Raw genomic sequence first — 18518 nt, forward strand, 5'->3', positions numbered from 1 at the left:
TTAGTTCATACATTACTGATGTCAATTAACACAATGAAGCGAGAAAGCGAATTGGAGGTGCTAGAGAATCCAGATGCGTTGGCTGACCGCCTTTTAAAGTCGGAAAGCTATGTGGAGCGTCATAAAAACCTCTTCATCGGGATTTTTGTAGCCATTGCTGCCGCTGTGGTAGGAGGGTTCCTGTATTACCAGAACCGCGAGGCGAAGAACGCAGAGGCCTTGTCGGCCATGTTCCAGGCTGAGTACTACTTTGAGGCTGACTCGCTGAACAAAGCCCTGAACGGTGACGGCCAGTATGCCGGTTTCAAATCTGTTGCAGAGGAGTACGGCAGCACCAAGGCAGGGAACCTGGCAAACTTCTACGCCGGTACCATCTTGCTGAAACAAGGCAAATACCAAGATGCCCTGAATTACCTGGAGGAGTTCAACTCAGATGATTTGTTGTTGCAGGCCCGGGCGTACTCTTTGCAGGGTGATGCCCAGCTGGAGTTAGGCAAGGCCGCAGAGGCTGCCTCGCTTTACAAGAAAGCGGCAGAGCACAAAGCCAATGACTATTTCTCGCCCCAGTACCTCATGAAAGCAGCCATGGCCCATGAAACGGCCAACCAGCCTGCTGAGGCCGTTGACGTGTATGACCGCATCATTAATGACTACCCCTTGAGCGCAGAGGTGGCAGACGCCAAAAAATACAAGGCGCGCGCTGAAGGCCTGGCAAAGAAATAAACCCAGAATAAAATTTATTAGACGGAGCGGCTGCCGAGATTATTTTTGGCCAGCCGCTCCGTTTTTTTATGCACTTTTGCGTATACGTTTCCGGGCTATTTTCTGAAAACAGACCTAAAACAGAAATTCCTCAACAAGAGAAATCACTCCTCTAACCTTTACCTCCAATGGCCAGCAGCCTAAAGAACTTAAGCGAGTATAACTCAGACAACCTGCCAGACATTTCCGGCAAAAAATTCGGGTTGGTAGTAGCAGAATGGAACAAAGAAATAACAGACGCTCTCTGCAAAGGCGCCTATGAGACCCTGTTGCAGCATGGGGCCAAGCCCGAGAACATTCACCGCAACACTGTGCCCGGCAGCTTTGAACTCACCTTGGGGGCGCAGTACCTGGCGCAAAGCTATGAGATTGATGCGGTCATTGCCCTGGGGGTGGTGATCAAAGGAGAAACCAAGCATGATGACTACATCTGCCACGCCGTGGCCCAGGGCCTCACCCATGTGGGCATGAAGTACAACAAGCCAGTGATCTTTGGGCTGGTGACCACCAATGACGAGCAGCAGGCCTGGGACCGCGCCGGCGGAAAGCACGGTAACAAAGGCGTAGAAGCCGCCGCCACTGCTATCCAGATGCTGAGCTTTGGCGGGAACAGCTAGCCGTAGTTGGTTCCCCGCCTGGTGCCAGAGAGGGCCAGCCGTTACTGCGGCTGGCCCTCTCTGGTTTGTTAAATGCCTAAGGAGTATTTCTATTTTCGGGCTGTTTTGGCCAAAACGGCCCCAAAACAGAAACGCTCCTCTAGCTGTCTAAGATAATAGTCATTTGGGCTGTTAAAGTTGGGTTAGGTTCTGAGTTTGTAAGCTCAATAAACAACGCAAGGTTTAGCCGATGTTAAGCTTAAACTAAAAGGTGGTAAAAGGGCAAAGTAAAGCTCTTTACTTATGGCATATACAGGGAAGAGACAAACTTTAGGCTTAAGATAGAGAAAATTAATTCTTAGCTTTTTGCTTACTGCCCTTGATTCTGCTTCATATTGTATACGGGGAACAGAGTTTCGCTAATTGAACTGAATTATTTTGAGGTAGTTATCAACCAGATTAGACATAAAACGAAAGCTTTTATTATTTTTGCCTCTCATTGGTTCCCCCACCAAAATGATGAAGATCACGTTGCCGTTAACGGTTGGTCTTCTGTGCCTGCCCCATCTCAAACTATGAATAGCTAAGAACTTTTAAAATAAGACTGTATAGTCTTTCTTTAAACTAGATGTGTTTTGAAAGTTCTGTTTTACTCTGAACCTGTTTAGTGTTTTTGTTTTACCGCCCTTTCATGGGCTCTGTCTGGCTACAGCGTAGGCTGGTGCCTGCGTTTTGGGGCTGTTTTCTGAAAAACAGGACAGAAACAGAAGCTGTATGCAGCTAAAGACGCAGGCAACCGCTTACACCAGAGACTAAGTGGAAAATGATAAGTAGCTTCTCTTTATAATTAAGATTTAAAGAAGCTGTTCTAACAGAGTTATACAAAGAATTTAAGTTAATAAACGGCTTATAATTAATACGTTAATTAATTAAATAAACTATATATATAATTTAGGTTGAGGAAAGGCAACATAGGTACTTTTCTCAAACTGTCCTCTAAAAAGTACTATTCCCCCTGTAGTTCTCTATTCCATTTTTTTTATCTTCTGTTTTTCTTTTATCGCTTTTTATGGCGCAGCTCTACCGTAGCCTGTTGTGGGCAACCTTGTTGTCAGTGTTTTTTCATGTGGGCTCTTTTGCCCAAAGCTCTACATGTACTGTCTCTGTTACGGCCTCAGGGCCTCTTTCTTTCTGTAAAGGCGGAAATGTGGTGCTGTCTGCCTCTTTTACTGATCCAAAGCCCACTTACACGTGGCGCAGAGGTAACACCACCCTGCCAGAGACCAGTGATAAGCTAACCATAGTAGAGTCTGGCAATTATACGGTTGAAGCGAAGGGAGATACCTGTGCGTCTAAAACATCAGAAGTATTTATTGTAACGGTTCATGATTTGCCCAAGGCAGATTTCACATTTACAAATGATGTCTGCTCTGGCACAAGTATAAAATTTACCAATGTTTCTACAGGAGATGGTCTTAGGTACTCCTGGGACTTTGGCGATCCCGGTTCTGGCAATACCAGTTCAGACAAAGATCCAAACCATGTATTCACGTCTATAGGGGGAGGGGTAAAAACCTATTCTGTAAAGCTGACGGTCACCAACAGGGAGGGCTGCACTGATACTGAGATAAAGACGGTACGGGTAAAGCAGCAGCCAGATATAATTTTAGCTGATTTAACGAGAACTCCTGGTAATCCTGCTTTTAGTAAATGTAATTCTACATCTTCTAATAGTGATTATTTGGTGAGAATTGAGAATAGGTCTTTAGTTCAATCTAACACTACCTATATAATAGATTGGGGCGATAATTCCTCCCATCAAATATCTAATTCATTCTCAACAGCAGAACATACATATAAACAACAAGGATCATTTAATCTAAGAGTAACAGCAACTCGCGATGGATGTGTAACTATCCTTAATCAACAAGTATATAACGGTAGTAATCCTAGTATTACGGTAGGGAGCCCCGGTAACACAGTAGGTTGCGCCGGATCAAATGCAATTTATACCTTTCCAATTAGTGGTATTGTTAATAACAGTCCTGCCACTAAGTATACCTTTGTATTCAATGACGGGAGTGAGCCAATTGAATATACACAAGAGGATATACCAAATAGTATCACTCATGAGTTTAATATATCGTCTTGTGGTAAGCCAAACAATGAATTCACTTTAACAGCAACAGCTACTAACCCATGTGGAACTACTACTCTAGATGTTAAGTCAATCCGTGTAGGACAAAAGCCTACTGCAAATTTTTCTATATCACCTAGCTCGAATAAAGGCTGCATTAATGAGATATATAATTTCAAAGATATCTCTAATCAAGGTGTTGAGGCATTAAGTAATGGAACATGTACAACTGAATATACAGAATATAAATGGGAGGTTTTTCCAGCAAGTGGATGGCAATTTGAATTAGGTGGGCAGTTTACTAAAGACATATCAATTAAATTCTTACAGCCTGGAATTTATAAAGTTAAATTTACTATACGCAATGGATGTGGCCTTAGCACCATCGAAAAAGATATTTCCATCATTGCTCCTCCTGTAGCCAAATTCAACATAACTGATAATCCTTCTGGTGGATGTATAAATTTGCCAGTAACTATAAAAAACCAATCTACTGGGGAATTATTGACCCATAAATGGACGATAACTCCTAGTAGTGGCTATACCTTAACTTCTGGTACTCTAACGAGCGCTGAGCCTATATTTAATTTCACAAATAGTGGTGTATATACAATTGCTCTAACCGTTACTAACCCTTGCGGAATCAGTACAGCTAGTAGCCAAATCACTGTTAAAGCTCCCCCAACAGTTTCGCTCCCGTCAGCACAGGCATATTGTGGAGCACAAACCATTGCTTTTTCGGCGAGCAGCCAGAACCATAGGCCTAGCATAAACGCTAACTATGGCGTTATTTCTACTTATCATTGGAGTGTGTCAGGTACGCCAGGTGCCACCTTTGAGGCGGGTACAAGCAGCTCAAGCCAAAGCCCATCTATTCATTTCCCAACGGCGGGTACCTATATAGTCTCCTATACCGCTACCAATGAGTGCGGTACGTCTACTGCGGCTACACAAGAAATCACCATCAGGGAACTGCCCCCTGCGCCAACAGCACCAGGGCAGACAATCTGTGCCGGGCAAACAGCTACCCTTGCTGTCTCTGGAGCAGAAAGTACCAGTATGTATAAATGGTATACCTCTGCTACAGCCGTCACCCCAGGATTTATTGGAGCAATTTATAGGTCTACACCTGCCAATACCATTACCTATTATGTAGAGGTTGTTGACAAATTTGGTTGTGTTAGTGCTATCAGAACCCCAATCACTATAACGGTTACCAAACCTATTGCTTCTAACAGCATTTCAGCACCGGCTTATGCTACCATTTGTGCCGGGGAGACACCAGGTATTCTTGCCGGCTCTCAACCAACGGGAGGAGATGAGGTCAATTACAAATATCAATGGCAGATTAGCACAGACAACAGCACGTTTACCAATGCACCCGGTACCAGTACAGAACAAAGCTATACCCCGTCTGTGAGTTTAACCCAAGATGCATGGTTCAGAAGAGTTGTAACATCTGGGGAATGTGGTGCCCAAACCAGTAATGTTGTTCAGGTGAAGGTAACGCAGCGCCCGGTGGCCCCGGTAGTAGCAGGTGCCACTATTTGTGAAGGTACCGGCGCTACGTTAACAGTACAGAACCCACCTGTGGGGTACGCTTACAGATGGTATACCACAGGCCAGGGGGGAACCGCCATTGTTGCAGGGGTTAATGCCAGTGGCACAATCCTGACCACCGGCCCTCTCACTACCAGCGCTACCTATTATGTAGAATCAATCAGTACCAGTTGTGCCAGCTCATCCAGAACCCCGGTAGCCGTACAGGTGACGCCAGCCATTGTAAACAACACCATTAGCGGAAATCAGGACCTTTGCTATGATCAGGTTCCTAAGGAACTCACCGGGGACGCGGCAACTGGTGGAGATGAAAATATGACCTATACCTGGGAGGTTAGCACTACCTCGGCTACAACCGGTTTTGTCGTTGTATCTACTAACGGGAACAGCCGGAACTACAGTCCAGATAAACTACAGGTACCAACCTGGTTCAGGAGGAAAGCTACATCTGGTGCCTGTGTCACCTTTAGTAATGTTGTGCAGGTGCTGGTGCGGCCGCAGATTTCTAATAACACGTTAAGTGGCGACCAAATAATTTGTGCTGGAGCCACTCCTGCCAAAGTAGTAGGTTCTAACCCGCAGGGCGGGGATAACAGATACACCTATTCATGGGCTATTAGTACCACTTCAGCTACAAGTGGTTTTAGTGACATTCTGAATGCTACAGAGAAAGATTACCAGCCAACAGCGTTAAATCAGACAACCTGGTTTAAAAGAACAGTAAAGTCTGGTTCCTGTACCCCATTAGAAAGTTTATCAGCTGTTGAAATAAAAGTGCAGCAGCCTATTACAGATAATACCATTGTAGGTGAGCAGGTTATTTGTAGAGGAGAAGACGCTGCCCAGATAACTGGTTCAAGCCCGGCGGGCGGAGGGGCGCCCTATTCTTACCAATGGCAAAAAAGTGACGCTGAGAATGGAGTCTATGTCACCATAGCAGGGGCTACGGCACCTCATCTGGCTTTTGCAGCAGGTCAGTCACCCACTTCTACCGTGTGGTACCGCAGAGTGGTGGCCGGGGGAGCGTGCGCGCCTAACGAGAGCAAAGCGGTAAAGGTGACCGTGAACCCTGCTATTACTAATAACACCATTGCCAACTCCACCCCCCAAACTATTTGTACAGGTGCCGCACCTGCTGCCTTACTGGGAACAAGCCCCAGTGGGGGAGATGGGAAATATGCGTTCCAGTGGCAGAGCAGTGCTAATGGTAGCAATTTTACTAATATTGCCAATGCCACAGAACAAGACTACACGCCTCATATCTTAACTGAGCCTACCTGGTTCAGAAGGTTGGTAACTTCAGGTGGTTGCACTGCCCAAAGTGGGGCAGTACAGGTCATAGTGCAGGAATTAATAACTGGGAATACCATTAGCGGTGATCAGGCAATCTGCTCTGGCGAGACTCCGTCAGCCTTTGTGGGGGTAAAGCCTTCTGGAGGTTCAGAGGTGTATACCTATCAGTGGGAGTTCAGCACCAACGGCATAGAGTATACACCCATAGCCGGGGCAACACAGCAAAGCCTTCAGCTGGCAACAGGCTTAACCCAGACTACCTGGTACAGAAGAAGTGTCACGGGAGGTGTTTGTGCCGGTACGGTCAGTAATGTGATTGAAGTGAAAGTTACAGAGCCTATTACTAATAATGCTATTAGTTCGCCTCAAACCATCTGCGCAAATACCGCTCCGGCTATCTTAGAGGGCACAGAGCCTTTGGGGGGAACGGGAACATTTTCTTATGTATGGGAGAAAAGCACTACTGGCGCCAGTGCTTCAGACTATATAGCCATAGCAGGGGCTAACGATAAAGATTATACTTCTGGGCCCTTAGATAAAACCACATGGTTTAGAAGGAGAGCCAAGTCAGGGGCATGTGCGGTTATCAGTAATGTCATTGCGGTACAGGTTCAAGTGCCCATTACTGATAACGTCCTTCTCACGGCTTCCCAAAGTCTCTGCGAGGGTACCACCGCTGCTACTTTACAGGGTTCTTCCCCTTCAGGCGGTACGGGGTCTTACACCTATGTTTGGGAAAAGACCACCACCGGGCCTACTGCCAGTGACTTTACAGCTATCGCGAATACCAATACGCCTAACTATTCTCCTGGGGTTCTGACACAAACTACCTGGTTTAGAAGAAAGGTAGAGTCAGGGGTGTGCCCACCAAGCGAGAGCGGGGTGGTAGAGGTCAAGATTACAAAAGCCATCTCCGCGAATACGTTATCACCAGATCAGACCATCTGCTCTGGTGCCCAACCAAAGCTGATAGATGCAAGCACTCCCACCGGAGGGGATACTTCTTTTGTTTTTGAATGGCAGATAAGTGCAGATGGTTCTGTCTTTACCGCTATTTCGGGTATTTCTTCTGAAGATTACCAACCAGATGCCTTGACTGCCACTACTTGGTATAGAAGAATTGTCAAATCTGGAGCGTGTTCAGTGAACAGCGCCGCTATAAAAATAACTGTGACCCCGTTGCCAGCCGCACCTACGGTAGCCGCGGCTACTATTTGCTCCGGTTCTACTGCTACGTTAACAGCTGTCGGGGCAGGTGATAACTACCGTTGGTTTGAAACAGATAAAAACGGAGTTGCCCTACATGAGGGAGTTAATTTTACTACTCCGGCCTTAACTGGTTCAAAGGTGTATTATGTAGAAACAGTAAAAGATAATTGTTCTAGCGGCAGCCGCACCCCGGTACAGGTAACGGTTGAGCAGTCAATAACCAATAATTCTATCACGGCAGAACAAACCATCTGTGTGGGGAACAGCCCAGGTGAGTTAGAGGGGTCTGCCCCGGCTGGTGGTTCTGGAACATACATGTACCAATGGGAAAGCAGTACTGACGGAGCCACCTTTACAACCCTTTCCGGAGCTACAGGAGCCAACTATCTGCCAGGTGTTTTAAATGCCCATACGTGGTTCAGAAGAAAGGTGCTTTCTGGGGCTTGTGCCGCATCTGTGAGTAATAGCCTTAAAATCACCGTAAACACAGGTATCACTGGTAATAAGATCTCTGCTGACCAAACGGTATGTGTGGGGCAAAATCCTGAGTTGCTGCAAGGTCTTGTGCCTACAGGGGGTGATGGTGTGTACACTTACCAGTGGGAGAAAAGCACCACTTCTGCCTCAACGGGCTTTGCCGCAATCAATGGGGCAACGGTGGGTGACTACCAGCCAGAGGTGCTAACAGGTACTTCCTGGTTTAGAAGAGTAGTGAGCTCTGGAGGATGTTCCATTCCCAGTGCTGCCGTAAAAATAGTGGTTCAGCAACCTATTGCCAATAACAGCATCACCACAGACCAAACCATATGTTCTGGTTCAGCGCCTGTGGCACTAATGGGGAGCACCCCGTCTGGAGGTGCTGAAACAGGGGTAGCTGCTACGTATACCTATCGCTGGGAGGCCAGTACAACTTCGGCTTCTGCTGGGTTTATGGCCATTGCTGGTGCAAATGCAAAAGACTATACACCGGCAATCCTAACAGAGACAACCTGGTACAGAAGGGTGGTCATGGCAGGTGTTTGCCAAGAGAGTGAAAGCAACACAATACAGGTTACTGTTACACCTTCTATCACAGAGAATAGCCTGTCAGGCAACCAAACCATCTGTGCGAACACTGCTCCAATGGTAATTCTGGGCAGTAATCCTAAAGGAGGCGACGGTGCCTTTAAATATGAATGGCTGGAAAGTACCAATGGTACTACCTTCTTAAAGATCCTTGGGGCAGTTGGGAAAGATTTTCAGCCGGGAATACTAATGGAGACCACTTGGTATCAAAGAGTAGTGACATCAGGAGCCTGTACAGTGAAAAGCCTTCTTATGAAGGTAGAGGTTACGCCGTTGCCCGCGGCTCCTGTTATTGCTGCAGCAACAGTGACTACTATTTGTGCCAACGGCACCACTACCCTTACTGTCACCGGGCCTGCAGATAAGTACCTATGGTATGCTGTAGCAACTGGAGGCTCACCCTTACATGAGGGGCCGTCTTTTCAAACCCCATCTTTGCTCCAGACCACTACCTATTATGTAGAGGCTGTGAAAGATAATTGCCCAAGCGCCACCCGTACGGTAGTGCACGTGACGGTGGAGCAGCCAATTGCCAATAATACTATCTCAGGAGAGCAGGTAATCTGTGCAGGGGCTCTCCCAGCACAACTGGCAGGCAGCTTGCCAACAGGTGGTACTGGTGCCTACACGTACCGGTGGGAAAAGAGTACTGAGAGTGCCTCCGGCGGATTCACCGCTATACCTGGGGCTATACACCAGGAATATACCCCAGATGTATTGCAGGAGCCTACCTGGTTCAGGAGAGTAGCCATTTCAGGAGTATGTGCTGAGAATGCAAGTGGTGCCATCAAGATCACTGTAAATCCAGGTATAACAGGTAACAATATTACTGGGGAGCAGCGGGTATGTACAGGGAGTGCACCTGCCACAAAACTTACAGGTCTTGTGCCTTCCGGAGGGGATGCCAGCTACATTTACCGCTGGGAAAGCAGTACCACCTCAGCTATCGCAGGTTTTGCCGCAGCACCAGGCGTCTATGATACCCAGGACTATCAACCGTCTGTATTAACCCAAACTACCTGGTTTAGAAGAGTGGCCATCTCTGGAGGTTGTACCAATGCCTCTTCTGCCGTACAGATATTGGTAGACCCTTTGCCCGTTTCACCAGTGGTTAATAATGTGGTGATATGTACAGGTGCCTCTGCTACGTTAAGGGTAATAGGCTCCACTACGGGGAAATATGAATGGTTTACCTCAGAAACAGAGATTACACCTGTAGGGCAAGGTGCTATCTACCCCACGCCGCTACTCACCGCCACTACCCGTTATTATGTGCAGGTAACAGATGTGAATGGCTGTATCAGTCCTAGAGCAGGCGTGACGGTAACGGTGAATCCAGTTATTAAGAATAATACAGCTTCTGCCTCACAGGCTATCTGTACCGGAGTTGCGCCGGTACCCCTGCGGGGTTCTTTGCCAACCGGGGGAGATGGGAGTTATTCATATCTATGGGAAGAAAGTGCTGATAATTCTACTTTTGAACCAGCAACTGGGGTAAATACGGCAAAAGACTACGCTCCAAGTACCTTAACTCAAACTACATGGTACCGAAGAAGAATTAACTCGGGCGGGTGTGAAGATGTTTCCCCTACGGTTCAGATTGTAGTTAATTCAGTTATTGCGAATAACACCATAACCGGTAGTCAGGAGATTTGTGAAGGAGATACGCCAAAGCTCTTCACGGCTACCAGTCCTACTGGGGGTGATGGCGTCTTTACTTACCGTTGGGAGAGCAGTATAGTAGGGCCTTTGGGTAACTTTAAGCCGGCAGATGGGGAGAATACCAAAGAAGCATATCAGGCTGCTGCCCTTACACAAACCATCTGGTTTAGACGGATTGTTATGTCTGGTGGCTGTGAGAATTTTTCAAATGTCATCCAGGTAGTCGTTCGGGAAAGCATCAAGAATAATCAAGTAACCGCACCACAGGTGATTTGCTACGGGAACGTACCGGCAGATTTGCTGGGTACATTGCCAACTGGCGGAAACGGGTTATATGAATATGTGTGGGAGGCAAGTACTTTGGAGGCTACTTCTGGCTTTGCCCCGGCAGCTGGGAACAACACCCAACAGCACTACAGCCCTGGCATTCTTACCCAAACTACCTGGTACAGGAGAGTGGTGAAAGCGGGGGCTTCCTGCCCAAGTGTAATCAGTAGTGCCGTTAAGATCACCGTGAATGAGGCTATCACGGGGAACACCATCAGTGCACCGCAGATAATCTGCGCAGGTGAAAGCCCTGCTGCGTTAACAGGTACCACTCCTTCTGGTGGCAGCGGAAGTTATACCTATCAGTGGCAGGTGAGCTATACTGGCCTGGCCAATGATTTTGACCCGGCAGATGGTCTTAACAGCAAGAAAGAGTATGTACCACCGGTGCTTACCAAAAACACGTGGTTCAGACGCGTGGTGATTTCTGCACCTTGCCCGCCGCAGGCGAGTAATATGGTCCTGATCACAGTAAACCCTGTCATTGCCAATAACGTGGTGCAGCAGGCGCAAACTATTTGTGAGAAGACGGCCCCGGCACAACTTATGGGCACCAGCCCTTCCGGCGGAGACGGAGGGTATGTCTACCTTTGGCAAATAAGTGAAGAAGGGCCAACCTCTGGTTTTAAAGATGCTGCAGGCATGAACAACGCAGCGAACTACCAAGCTTCTACCCTTACCCAGACCTCATGGTTTAGAAGAGTGGTCACGTCTGGGAACTGTGCCAATGCAAGCGCGGCGGTGCAGGTAACCGTGAACGGGAACATTGCCAATAATGTCATCACAGAGGCGCAGGAAATCTGTGTGGGTGCCACGCCACTGCCATTGACGGGAACGCAGCCTACAGGAGGAGACGGGAACTATACATACCTGTGGGAAAGCAGTACTGTAGGGCCAAACAGTGGCTTTGGGCCAGCCAATGGAGCGAACACTAATGCTACGTATGCGCCTGAAATGATTCTGCAGACTACCTGGTTCAGAAGAATTGTACGTGCGGGTCCTTGTGATCCTCATTACAGTGCCTCTGTCAGAATAAGAGTGAACCCACCTATTTCTAATAACCGCATATCGTTTAACCAAGCCCTGTGTCTGGGGAACTTTCCGGCTGCGTTAACGGGTACTGCGCCCCAGGGCGGTAGTGGCAATTATACGTATCTGTGGGAGGAAAGCACAGTAGGGCCAAACAGCGGCTGGAGGCCCGCCGAAGGGGATAATACCGTAGCCAATTATCAGCCCGCCTATCTATCCCGCACTACCTGGTTCAGAAGAACTGTTTTCTCAGGAGGGTGCGTGAACACTTCTGCGTACGTACAGGTAACGGTTCTGCCGGCACTGAGCAACAACCTCATAAGTGCAGATCAGCTGATTTGTAGGGGAGATGTGCCGACAGCGATTGCAGGAGTTCTGCCAACAGGTGGCAACGGGATCTATACGTATGTATGGGAAAGTAGCACAGATGGTATCAACTATACTTCTGCCACAGGTGATAACAATGATCAAAATTACCGTTCCGGGCCTCTAAGCATCACTACGTGGTACCGTAGAATTGTGACCTCAGTACCTTGCTCTGAAGATATCAGTATACCTGTCAAAATCACAGTAGCTGCTCCTGTCTCTAACAATGTAATTGCCTCAGCCCAAACCATCTGCTCCGGGTTGACGCCAAACTTGCTGCAAGGCTCTGCCCCGGCGGGTGGCGGCGGTACCTATTCTTACCTATGGGAAATAAGCACTAATGGACCAACTGCTGGTTTTTCGCCAGCACCAGGTATGAACAATGGCAGGGATTATCAGCCGGGAGTGTTGACACAGAGCACATGGTTTAGAAGGGTGATTACCTCGCTGCCCTGTCAAAGCCAGACGAGTACGGCAGTAAAAGTAACGGTGTACCCGTTGCCGGTGGCTCCTGTTTGGCAGAACCCTGGTGCCCGTATCTGCCCGGGGGGTACAGTGACCCTACACGTGAATAACCCGACTGGCACAGTAGAATGGTATGAGCAGCCGCAGGGCGGTGCAGTGATTTACACCGGCACCACATTTGTTACACCGGCACTGAATGAGACCGTTACCTACTATGTGCAGGCAGTGTCTGGTCAGGGATGTGCTAGTGCCATTAGAACACCCGTGAAAGTAGAAGTTGTTCCGCCATTGGCAGATGCCGGTCCAGATGTTACCATTATTCAAGGAAGGTCAACACAGCTGCGGGCAGCAGGAGGAATAAAATATGTGTGGTCACCAGCAAGTAATCTTTCTTCACCTACCACAGCCGTGACACAGGCCAAGCCTGATGAAACCACTACCTATACGGTCACAGTGACTACTAAAGAAGGCTGTGTGTCTACAGATGAGGTGACGGTAACGGTGCTTCCTAAAGTATTTATTCCTAACGTCATCACTCAGAACAAAGACGGGCGCAATGATGATTGGGAGATTCTGAACATTGAGCATTATCCTAACTGCCGCGTGGAGATATTTACCAGATGGGGCGCAAAGATTTTCTCATCAGAGGGCTACAGAACCAGGTGGGACGGTACTTACCAAGGCAAGCCATTGCCAGTTTCTGCCTATTACTACATTTTGTATCTAGACAAAGATGAGGCTCCCATCTCTGGCAGTATCACCATCATTAAATAGCAAGGAACAATGAAAGCAGTAAGAATATGCGTTTTAGGGTTGGCGCTCATTGGCCTTGTTTCAATGAAGGGAAGGGCGCAGCAGATACCGCAGTACAGCCAGTATATGACCAATAGCGTTGTCGTTAACCCGGCGGTGGCTGGGATTGAAAGCTATACAGATATAAGGGCCTCGTTTAGAAAGCAGTGGGTGGGTCTTGAGGAGTCGCCTATTACCTTTTATACAAGTATACACGCCTCTATTGGTAAAAATGACCGTAACGCCCCCGCAAAAAACAAATTTAAGCGCTCTTCTACGGGGGTAACACAAAGCAGCGGGGTGAACAAGAACAACCGGTTCTACAGAGTTAACCCACACCATGGCGTAGGAGCCATAGTCCAGGTAGACAGAGCCGGTTTGTTGACAGCCACCTCCGTAAATCTGATGTACGCTTACCATTTGCCTATTACCAATGTACTAAATGTCTCCACAGGAATTTCGGCCGGAGTAGTCAGGAACAGCTTCAATACAGCGCAGGCAAAAGCAGTAGATCAGTCTGACCCCACCCTGGCCGGTGATAATACCGGCAGTACCAAGGCAGATGCCAGCTTAGGGATCTGGGTTTATACCTCTAAGGCTTTTCTTGGTATCTCTGGCACGCATTTGATCAACAGTGGGAGTGATTTTAAAGATGCCTATAGTACGGCGGTCTCCGGAAAGATTGAGCCACACTACTTTATTACGGCAGGCTACAGAGTAAAAATAAACCGTGATCTGATGCTTACTCCATCCATTATGTACCGGAAAGCAACACCTACGCCAGCTTCTTTTGACTTCAACATTAAGGCGCTGTACAGTGAACGGATGTGGGTGGGGCTCTCTTACCGAAAAAAAGATTCCTTTACCCTGTTGGGAGGGTTGAACATCAACCACCTGTTAGACTTTGGGTATTCTTATGATGTCACCACCTCTGAACTAAATGAAGCCAGTGCCGGCTCTCATGAGATATTAATTGGCTTTAAGGTAAACAACAAGAGGAAGATCATCTGCCCACAATGGATCTGGTAGAGAAAGTTGTTTTCTGTTTTCGGGCTGTTTTGGCCAAAACAGCCTGAAAACAGAAATGCCCAATAGAACAGAAGAACTTTTCTGTAACTTGTCATACGGGTTTCAGGCAAAGCTTACCTTTGTACTTCTTCTTCCGTTGCAGAGGTGTTTTAGGGCGTGTTGACAAGTACGCTTGACTGGCAAATGGAAGGCGCTTTTAGCCTGCTCTACCTTACTTTGAGTAATAGGTAGGCAGGTGTTGCTCTTCTCAAAGACCTTGAGCAAGTCTATAACTCACTCAAAATACCTTGTGAGATCTAAATGTCAACACGCCCTACTTCTTAAACCCGCCTGCCAGCAACCTGTCTTATGATTTCTATTTCCCTGGTCTTTAGTATTTGCGGTCTTTAAGCCTGCGAAACAGAAAATGTTCAATTTTCTGTTTTTGGTCTGTTTTCCAGAAAGTAGCTCCAAAACGGAATACTGATTTCGGCACCGCCGAAAGGGCGGCTTTAGAAGGCGATCCCCACTGTTATCCCGCCCCGGGGGCTGAACCCGCCAAAAGTGCCCAGGTTGAAGTTGTCTTCGCCCCCGCCGCCTTTCACAGAGGCGGCATTGAAGCCGGGGCCCAAAAAGACGTCTGCCACCAGAAACTGCGCAAATTTGAACTGGAAGCCCAGCAGCGCGCCGCCGCCAAAAGAGGTGAGGGTGCCGTGGGCCTGGGTGTCTTCGCGGGTTAGGTCAAAATCCTGAAAACGGAGGTAGCCGGCCCCGTAAAAGCCGGTGGGGGCGTGGCCGGAAAAGAAGTACCGGACCTCAGGGGTGATGCCGAACCCGTCAAACCGGGTGTCTTTCACTTTGATACCTGTGGAGAAAAAGCCCAGCTGGGCGCTCAGGTTGGGAGAGAACGCGTACTCGCCAAAGAAGGAGCCGGTGCTCACAACAGGGCTGAGAATATTGGCTTTCAACGTAACGGTTTGCGCTGTTGAAGAATAGCCGCTCAACAGAGCCAGAAACAGAAGGGAGAGAAGCTTTTTCATATACATCATACAAGGTGTAGGTGCCCTGTTTCAGAAATGATGCCAAAGAAGGTGAAAAAGGCCGGGCGGGCAAGAAAGAAGAAGCCAGAAAAGGAGAAGGTCAAAAGAATAGTAAAATACTGCTATCATTTTGAGTCTCTGCATAGTTTTACGAAATAAAAACTGTATTTTTGCGCAAAATTTCCCTAAACATGCCTTTGAAAAAAGGAAAGAACGGGGGGGAAGTGCAACCGGAAAGGCGGTTGAGCTGTAACAGACAAGTGCTGCAGTTGCCAGGAACACATAAGCAAACTATACTAACAAACAACAGAACCACCGTTATCAACAGTAAAGCCATGAGCGAAGAAAAACTACGGTATTCCCAAGAGGAGTTGAACGAATTTCAGGAAATAATCCTTGAGAAGTTACAGAATGCCCGCAAGGAGGTAGCTTTCATCAAAGAAACCTTGAGCCGCCGCAATGATGCCGGTACAGATAATACCGCTTCTACGGCCAAAGTTTTGGAAGATGGCGCAGACACCGCTGAAAAGGAAAGCCTGAACCAGCTGGCCTCCCGCCAGCTCAAGTTTATCCAGCAGCTGGAGAACGCCCTCATCCGGATCAAGAACGGCAGCTACGGCGTGTGCATCAAGACGGGCAGACTGATCCCGAAGGAGCGCCTGAAGGCGGTGCCGCACACGCAGCACACCATTGAGGCCAAAATGATGCGCAACGACTAACCTGCGGGTCTGCTAAACTTAAAGAACCACGTACCTTGAACCTGTTACTGAACCATCTTCAGGCCCTGATTTTTTGCGCCACCTCGCCGGTGTCTATTGAAGAACTGCAGAAATGCCTTTCTGAAGCCCTGGTGCTGGAGGTGAGCGTGAGTGATGTGTTAGAGGGAATTGAGCAGTTAAATGCTCAATTCTCTACTGACGCGTTCGCGTTTCAGGTCTACGCGATTGGGGGCGGGTACCAATTTCTGACCAAGCCGGCTTACCAGGACTCGGTGAGCATTTTACTCAAGCACAAATCCAAGAAGAAGCTGTCAGCGTCTGCTTTGGAGACCCTGGCCATCATTGCCTACAAACAACCCATTACCCGTTCTCAGGTAGAGCAGATCAGAGGCGTGAGCTGTGATTATGCCATTCAGCGCCTACTGGAGAAAGGCCTGCTGGAAATCAAGGGGAAAGCCAACACCATTGGCCGCCCGGTGCTGTTTGGCACCAGCCAGAAGTTCATGGAGTACTTTGGCATTAACCACCTCAGAGACCTTCCGCAGCTGCGGGATCTGGCCCCAGAAGAGAACACCATCGGCGAAGCCGCCGCGCAATAAGTATTTACACACATCTTTTATACAGTAGCGATACTGCAACTCAACCATCATGGCTAGAAACGAAGACACGCCGCAAGACGGCAACAACCGCCCCCGTGGCAATTCATGGGAGCAGGGCAAAAAAGTATTTGGCAGAGGCACCCGCTTTGACCGCCCAGAAGGCGGCAACCGCGAAGCAGGCTTTGGCAACCGGGACAGAAACTCAGATTCAAATGATAGAAAACCGTACGGTGACCGCGAGCGTGCTGAAAGGCCGCGCCGTGATGACCGTGACGGTGATGTAAACACCAACCGCGAGAACAGGGAGCGCGCACCCAGAAGGGAGAACGACCGCAGAGGCGGTGATTTCCGTCCGGCCCGCGGCTTTGAGAGACCAGACAGAGGCAACAATGACCGGTCTTCAGACTTCCGCCCGCGCGGTGGCGATAACCGCCGCCCAGATGACCGCAGACCCGCCAGAGAGGGTGGTTCTAACCGGTCAGAAGGACGTGGCCGCGGCATGAACCAAGACAACTGGGAAAGCGGCAGAGACGCCGCTGCCCGCAACGGGGAGAGAGGCGAGCGCCGCTCTTTCGGGAACCGCGAGGAGCGTGGTTTCAACCGGGGCGGTGAGCGCCGTGACAATGACCGCCCATCTTTTGGCGGTGGAAGAGAGGAACGGGGCGAGCGCCGGGAAGGTGGCTTCAAAAGAGAAGGCTTCTCTGGCGACCGTCCGGAGCGCGGCGGTTTTGCCCGCGGCGGCGATGACCGCAGAGAAAGAGGCGGCGACCGGGAAAACCGGCCGTTTAACCGCGAAGGCGGCCGCCGGGAGGACCGGGGTTTTCAGCGTTCTGATGACAGACGCCCAGACACCCGCCGTGAAAATGACCCGTTTTCTGGAAAACAGGCCGAAAACAACGTTGAACGCCCCGCGCGCAGAGACGGTGACAGCCGCAGCTTTGACCGCCCGGCACGGGAGAGCCGCGGCCGTGATGACCGCCCCTCTTTCCAGAAGCGCGATGGCAAGTTTGACCGCGGCAATAGCCGTACAGACCGCCCAGAGCGAGAAGGCAGAGGCAACCGGGAGAACCGCTTCGGCCGTTCTGATGAAGAAGTTCAGGAGGCCCCTTTCTACAACCTGAAACGCTACGAGGAGCGCCGTAAAAAGCGGGATGAGAACTACGGGAATGAAGACTTGCGCCTCAACCGGTACATTGCCAACGCCGGTATCTGCTCGCGCCGCGAAGCGGATGAGCTGATTGCCGCCGGTGAAATCAAGGTAAACGGGCAGGTGGTGACGGAGATGGGGTACAAAGTGGCCCCGTCAGACACTGTGCAGTATGGCCGTAAAGTGCTGAACCGCGAAAAAACAGTTTATGTGCTCCTGAACAAACCCAAAGATTTCATCACCACCACAGAAGACCCTGAAGGCCGCAAAACTGTGATGGACCTGGTGAAAAACGCCTCTAAAGAGCGTCTGTTCCCGGTGGGCCGGCTTGACAGGAATACCACAGGTCTGCTGCTGTTCACCAATGACGGTGAGCTGGCGCAGAAACTGACCCACCCCTCTAACAAGGTGTCTAAAATTTACCAGGTAGAGCTAGACAAGCCAATCACCAAAGATCATTTGGCTCAGATTCAGGAAGGCCTGGAGCTGGAAGACGGCAAAGCCATTGTAGATGACATTGCCTTGCTGGGGGAAAGCAACAAGTTCCTGGGCATTGAGATTCATATTGGCCGCAACCGCATTGTGCGCCGCATCTTTGAAAGCCTGGGCTATGACGTGGTTACGCTGGACCGCGTGCAATACGCCAGCCTGACCAAAAAAGACCTGCCAAGGGGCAACTGGCGCTTCTTGTCAGAAAAAGAAGTGGTGCGCCTGAAATACTTTATGTAATCTGTCGTTCAAA

At 49.1% G+C, this 18518-nt stretch carries 8 protein-coding genes and 1 pseudogene; 8 read left to right on the forward strand and 1 reads right to left on the reverse strand.

Annotated elements, in window-relative coordinates; genetic code table 11:
• Positions 1–33: 33 nt before the first annotated feature.
• The 5 genes and pseudogenes from FHS90_RS03255 (at position 34) to FHS90_RS03270 (ending at position 14292) form a co-directional block, all read left to right on the forward strand.
• Positions 34–723 (forward strand): tetratricopeptide repeat protein, encoded by a 690-nt coding sequence (locus tag FHS90_RS03255; RefSeq protein ID WP_066832606.1) that lies wholly within the window; start codon positions 34–36, stop codon positions 721–723.
• Between the two features lie 167 nt (positions 724–890).
• On the forward strand, positions 891–1379 hold the full coding sequence (ribH, locus tag FHS90_RS03260) for a 6,7-dimethyl-8-ribityllumazine synthase (RefSeq protein WP_066832604.1): 489 nt from the start codon (positions 891–893) through the stop codon (positions 1377–1379).
• 1048 nt (positions 1380–2427) lie between these two features.
• A pseudogene (locus tag FHS90_RS22830) lies at positions 2428–2988 on the forward strand (PKD domain-containing protein); the annotation flags it as partial.
• Positions 2989–4305: 1317 nt separating this feature from the next.
• Positions 4306–13245 carry a DUF8696 domain-containing protein gene (locus tag FHS90_RS03265; RefSeq protein WP_377047731.1) on the forward strand — a complete coding sequence of 2980 codons (8940 nt, stop codon included), beginning with the start codon at positions 4306–4308 and terminating at the stop codon, positions 13243–13245.
• A gap of 9 nt (positions 13246–13254) precedes the next feature.
• Positions 13255–14292, forward strand: coding sequence for a PorP/SprF family type IX secretion system membrane protein (locus FHS90_RS03270; protein ID WP_182511735.1), 1038 nt, complete (start codon positions 13255–13257; stop codon positions 14290–14292).
• 491 nt (positions 14293–14783) lie between these two features.
• On the opposite strand, the gene FHS90_RS03275 is transcribed toward FHS90_RS03270, so the two are convergent.
• Complete coding sequence (locus tag FHS90_RS03275; protein ID WP_066832654.1) at positions 14784–15311, reverse strand: DUF3575 domain-containing protein; 528 nt, start codon at positions 15309–15311, stop codon at positions 14784–14786.
• Positions 15312–15646: 335 nt separating this feature from the next.
• Between FHS90_RS03275 and FHS90_RS03280 the strand changes: the two genes are divergently transcribed.
• Genes FHS90_RS03280 through FHS90_RS03290 form a run of 3 tightly spaced genes read left to right on the forward strand, consistent with a single transcriptional unit; the run spans position 15647 to position 18505 of the window.
• Entirely contained in the window at positions 15647–16030 is a 384-nt protein-coding gene (locus FHS90_RS03280) for a TraR/DksA family transcriptional regulator (RefSeq protein WP_066832585.1), read from the forward strand.
• 35 nt (positions 16031–16065) lie between these two features.
• On the forward strand, positions 16066–16629 hold the full coding sequence (gene scpB, locus FHS90_RS03285) for an SMC-Scp complex subunit ScpB (RefSeq protein WP_182511737.1): 564 nt from the start codon (positions 16066–16068) through the stop codon (positions 16627–16629).
• 49 nt (positions 16630–16678) lie between these two features.
• Positions 16679–18505, forward strand: coding sequence for a pseudouridine synthase (locus FHS90_RS03290; RefSeq protein WP_246386641.1), 1827 nt, complete (start codon positions 16679–16681; stop codon positions 18503–18505).
• The last annotated feature ends 13 nt before the right edge of the window (positions 18506–18518 follow it).

This window comes from Rufibacter ruber, assembly GCF_014138425.1.
GTDB lineage: Bacteria > Bacteroidota > Bacteroidia > Cytophagales > Hymenobacteraceae > Nibribacter > Nibribacter ruber_C.

Bases quoted from the DNA above. Each gene is read 5' to 3' on its own strand.
- FHS90_RS03255 (WP_066832606.1), top strand. From the start codon at position 34: ATGAAGCGAGAAAGCGAATTGGAGGTGCTAGAGAATCCAGATGCGTTG.
- ribH (WP_066832604.1), top strand. From the start codon at position 891: ATGGCCAGCAGCCTAAAGAACTTAAGCGAGTATAACTCAGACAACCTG.
- FHS90_RS03270 (WP_182511735.1), top strand. From the start codon at position 13,255: ATGAAAGCAGTAAGAATATGCGTTTTAGGGTTGGCGCTCATTGGCCTT.
- FHS90_RS03275 (WP_066832654.1), bottom strand. From the start codon at position 15,311: ATGAAAAAGCTTCTCTCCCTTCTGTTTCTGGCTCTGTTGAGCGGCTAT.
- FHS90_RS03280 (WP_066832585.1), top strand. From the start codon at position 15,647: ATGAGCGAAGAAAAACTACGGTATTCCCAAGAGGAGTTGAACGAATTT.
- FHS90_RS03290 (WP_246386641.1), top strand. From the start codon at position 16,679: ATGGCTAGAAACGAAGACACGCCGCAAGACGGCAACAACCGCCCCCGT.